This window comes from Polaromonas sp. P1_E3 (assembly GCF_056405935.1).
This window is the reverse complement of the sequence record NZ_JBFUBD010000282.1, coordinates 1-3,576: the sequence shown is the minus strand read 5'-3', so window position 1 is coordinate 3,576 and position 3,576 is coordinate 1. Positions and strand designations below refer to the sequence as shown.

Genomic DNA, 3,576 nt, shown 5'->3' with positions numbered 1-3,576 from the left:
GCCTTTGTAATCGGGCGCCATGAATTGTGGCTTGAGCTCCATCTCGGATTCCCGTCCCGGCTTGCGCAAGTGCTGCGCGGGCAGAGGCGGCTCGGGGTAATTTTTCTTGCCGGCCTGCACCGCTTTCTTTTCCTTGCTGGATGAAGCCTGACGCTCAGCTTTTTTCTCCTGGTCTTTGCTGTCCTGCTCGCGCTGGATTTTTTGCTGCTTCGCACTGACGGCACCTGCATCTGAACTTACGCTGGCACGTGCAGCGGGACGGGAAGATGCAGCAGAAGGCGAGGACCTTGAAGAAGCTTTGGCTTTGGGCATGACAGGCTCCTGAAATGAATGCATGGAAACCCAAATCTAGACGTGACCCGGACCCCGCTTTGTAGGAAATATTCCCGGTTTCCTCCCGGCCTTGCCCTTGGTCGGCGGCGCGCGAATCTTGCACAATCAATGAATCTCTTTATCGCAGCCTCTATTGCCGCCCTCCCCGCGCGCTTCATGCAAAACCGACATTTTTTCCAGCTCATCGCCATGTCCGCCCTCTGGGGCGCATCATTTCCCCTTCTGCGCATCGCCAGTCCGGCCCTGGGCCCATGGGTTGTTGCCGGTGTGCGCTGCGTGCTGGCGGCCATGGTGTTGTCGGTGTTGATGTATGGACTACGGGAGCGATGGCCGGCGCGCAACGCCTGGCCCAGCCTGGCGCTGCTCAGCACGCTGACGGTGGTGATCCCCTTTGTGCTGTTCAACTGGGCCGCGCTGGTGATCCCGTCGGGCTATTCCGCTGTGCTGAATGCCACAGTACCGCTTTTCGGCGTATTGAGCGCCGCCGTGATGGGGGAGGAAAAACTCACCCGCCGCCGCCTTCTGGGCTGCATGGTGGGCTTTGCCGGCGTCGCGTTGCTCGTGCAGCTGGGCCCGGTTACCGTCACGCCGCAGGTGGTGCTGGCCGCACTGGCTTGTATCGCGGCCTCCGCCAGCTACGGCGTGGGCGCCATCTTGATGAAGCGGGCCACCATGGCCCATTCGCCACTCCCGGCTTCCGCTGCGGTGCATATCGCGGCCGCGTTCATCCTGCTCGTACCCACAGCCGCAGCAGCACCTGCGATGAATGCCACGCCTGCCGCCCTGGTGGCAGTAGCAGTGCTGGGCATGATCACTTCGGGCTTCATGTACTGGATCAGCATGCGGCTGATGCGCGAGATTCCGGCAAGTGCAGCCACTTCAGCCGCCTTCATGATTCCCCTCTTCGGCGTTACCTGGGGCGGGATTTTTCTTGGTGAACCGGTCACGGCCAGCATGCTGCCGGGCTGCTTGCTGGTATTGACGGCCACAGCACTGGTCACCGGCTTTAACCCGTTCCGGGGTGCACCGCCCGAGCCCTGAAGCTGAGCTGCGTCAGCTTCGGCTGCGCATGATGTCGGGCATTGTCACCGAGACATCGGCGTTCTGGGCACGTTGCCGCAGCGCGTGCTCCATCACCACCAGGGCCAGCATGGCCTCGGCAATCGGCGTGGCGCGGATGCCGACGCAGGGGTCATGCCGGCCTTTGGTTACCACCTCGGTGGGCTTGCCGGCCGTGTCGATCGACTGGCGCGGCGTGATGATCGAGCTCGTCGGCTTGATGGCAATCGACACCTCCAGGTCCTGGCCGGTGCTGATGCCGCCCAGCACGCCGCCAGCGTTGTTGGACTGAAAGCCTTCGGGCGACAACGAATCGCCATGCGTGGTGCCGCGCTGCGTCACGCTGGCAAAACCGGCGCCGATTTCAACGCCCTTGACGGCGTTGATGCCCATCATGGCGAAAGCAATGTCGGCATCCAGCTTGTCAAACAGGGGCTCACCCAGGCCCACCGGCACGCCGCGGGCGGTGACACGAATGCGCGCACCGCAAGAATCGCCCGCCTTGCGCAGCGCGTCCATGTAGTCTTCCAGTTTCGAGACGTCAGCGACCGGCGCGAAGAACGGGTTGCCCGGCACGTGTTCCCACGACTCAAACGGAATCGCGATGTCACCGATCTGCGTCATGCAGCCGCGAAACGTGGTGCCGTATTTTTCGGCCAGCCACTTCTTGGCCACTGCGCCAGCGGCCACCATGGGTGCCGTCAGGCGGGCCGAAGCACGGCCACCGCCGCGCGGATCGCGCCGGCCGTATTTGTGCAGATAGGTGTAGTCGGCGTGGCCTGGGCGGAAGGTTTCCAGGATGTTGCCGTAGTCCTTGCTGCGCTGGTCGGTGTTCCTGATCAGGAGGCAAATGGGGGTGCCTGTGGTCTTGCCCTCGTACACGCCGGAAAGAATTTCCACCGCGTCGGGCTCATTGCGCTGGGTTACATGCCGRCTGGTGCCTGGCCGGCGGCGGTCCAGGTCACCCTGGATGTCGGCCTCACTCAAGTCCATGCCGGGCGGACAGCCGTCAATCACACAGCCAATGGCCGGGCCGTGGGATTCACCAAAGTTGGTGACTGCGAATAGGGTTCCGAAGGTATTTCCGCTCATGGGGGGATTATCCCAGAGGGGGCTGAGGCGTCACGGCCAGCCTGATTCAGGTCCGCCGTGGGCAAGCCTCCCCAGTGCGGGTAACACGGGTTTCTCGGGGTGATGTCAATCCGATGCCGAAGGAGCCAGTCCTTTCGGCAAAAAAGTGACAGCGGGAAAGTCGCTGCGCCAGAACATTGCCGATGTTATTGGAGCGCCCCAGGATTCAGCGTAGGCAAGCACATCGCCTCGCTGCAATCGTTTGCGCTTTAATCGCAACTGATACTTTTCCAGGTTTTCGAAGGGCAACGGATCTCCTTTTTGATAGAAGTCCCAACCTGGGTTGTCACTCATTACGCGTACAAAGCGCAACAAAGCGCCTTGGGAATAAGCTGAAAATTCGTTGAGCGCGTCCTTCTTGCAATCATCCGCGGTACTTCGAATTGAAATCACATCGAAGCGAAACGTCGACTGCGCATAGGCTGGCACGTAATTGTCCCCCGCAGACAAGTGAGGCATAAAAACCGTTAACCCAGGCGCGTTAACCGGTGACCAGAGAACGAGCGGCAGCGCGCCTTGCTCTTCCGCGTACGGCTGTTCAGGCAAGACAAACGGGGTCGGGCAGCTATGGACCCGCATGGGTGGATAGCGATCAAAGGCCTGTGCAACCTCGGCCACCGGTGCCTTGATCACAGACAGATTGAAGAACGGTCGATCCAGAACAGACATGATGCGAACGTTTTGTTGCTTGGCGGCACTGGGACTACGCGAACTCGCCGTGGCGCAGTGCAACTTCGCCCTGCAGAAGGACGCGTAATGTGAACTTGAGCGGGAAGACCTGAGACTCTTTCATGCGCAGCGCGGCCGCAACCGCCTTGCGTTCCTTTTTTGCCTGCGGGTACTCGGTCGAGGGAACAAAGATGTGCTCGTTTTCATGCAGCAGCACTCCATGCCCAAACTCGAGATCGCCAGCCGTGGTCACGCCAACAAAGCCGGTGAACGTCTGGCCTGAGGAAGCCAGGAAATCGGCAGCAACAGACAAGGCGTAAAGGTCGGGACCCATCATCTTCGCAGGATGAGGGCGAACCCAGGTTTCGTCCTGCTCTTCATCCC

The 3,576-nt window shown here is 61.0% G+C and carries 4 protein-coding genes and 1 pseudogene; 1 reads left to right on the top strand and 4 read right to left on the bottom strand.

The window, feature by feature from the left end:
• Window positions 1-312: pseudogene (locus AC1D0Z_RS17810) on the bottom strand (hypothetical protein); the annotation flags it as partial.
• A 177-nt stretch (window positions 313-489) separates the two neighbouring features.
• Between AC1D0Z_RS17810 and AC1D0Z_RS17805 the strand changes: the two are divergent.
• The gene (locus AC1D0Z_RS17805; protein ID WP_477659532.1) at window positions 490-1,374 is read left to right on the top strand and encodes a DMT family transporter; all 885 of its coding nucleotides are present in this window, start codon (window positions 490-492) and stop codon (window positions 1,372-1,374) included.
• Window positions 1,375-1,386: 12 nt separating this feature from the next.
• Here the strand turns inward: AC1D0Z_RS17805 and aroC are convergent, their stop codons facing one another.
• The 3 genes from aroC to AC1D0Z_RS17790 all read right to left on the bottom strand — a co-directional run.
• Window positions 1,387-2,484, bottom strand: coding sequence for a chorismate synthase (gene aroC, locus AC1D0Z_RS17800; protein WP_477659531.1), 1,098 nt, complete (start codon window positions 2,482-2,484; stop codon window positions 1,387-1,389).
• Between the two features lie 105 nt (window positions 2,485-2,589).
• Entirely contained in the window at window positions 2,590-3,192 is a 603-nt protein-coding gene (locus AC1D0Z_RS17795; protein ID WP_477659530.1) for a hypothetical protein, read from the bottom strand.
• Window positions 3,193-3,226: 34 nt separating this feature from the next.
• On the bottom strand, window positions 3,227-3,576 hold a 350-nt coding region (locus AC1D0Z_RS17790), incomplete at its 5' end, for a hypothetical protein (protein WP_477659529.1).

What these genes read in the sequence shown, in the direction of transcription:
- AC1D0Z_RS17805 (WP_477659532.1), top strand. Translation starts at nt 490, where the DNA reads ATGCAAAACCGACATTTTTTCCAGCTCATCGCCATGTCCGCCCTCTGG.
- AC1D0Z_RS17795 (WP_477659530.1), bottom strand. Translation starts at nt 3,192, where the DNA reads ATGTCTGTTCTGGATCGACCGTTCTTCAATCTGTCTGTGATCAAGGCA.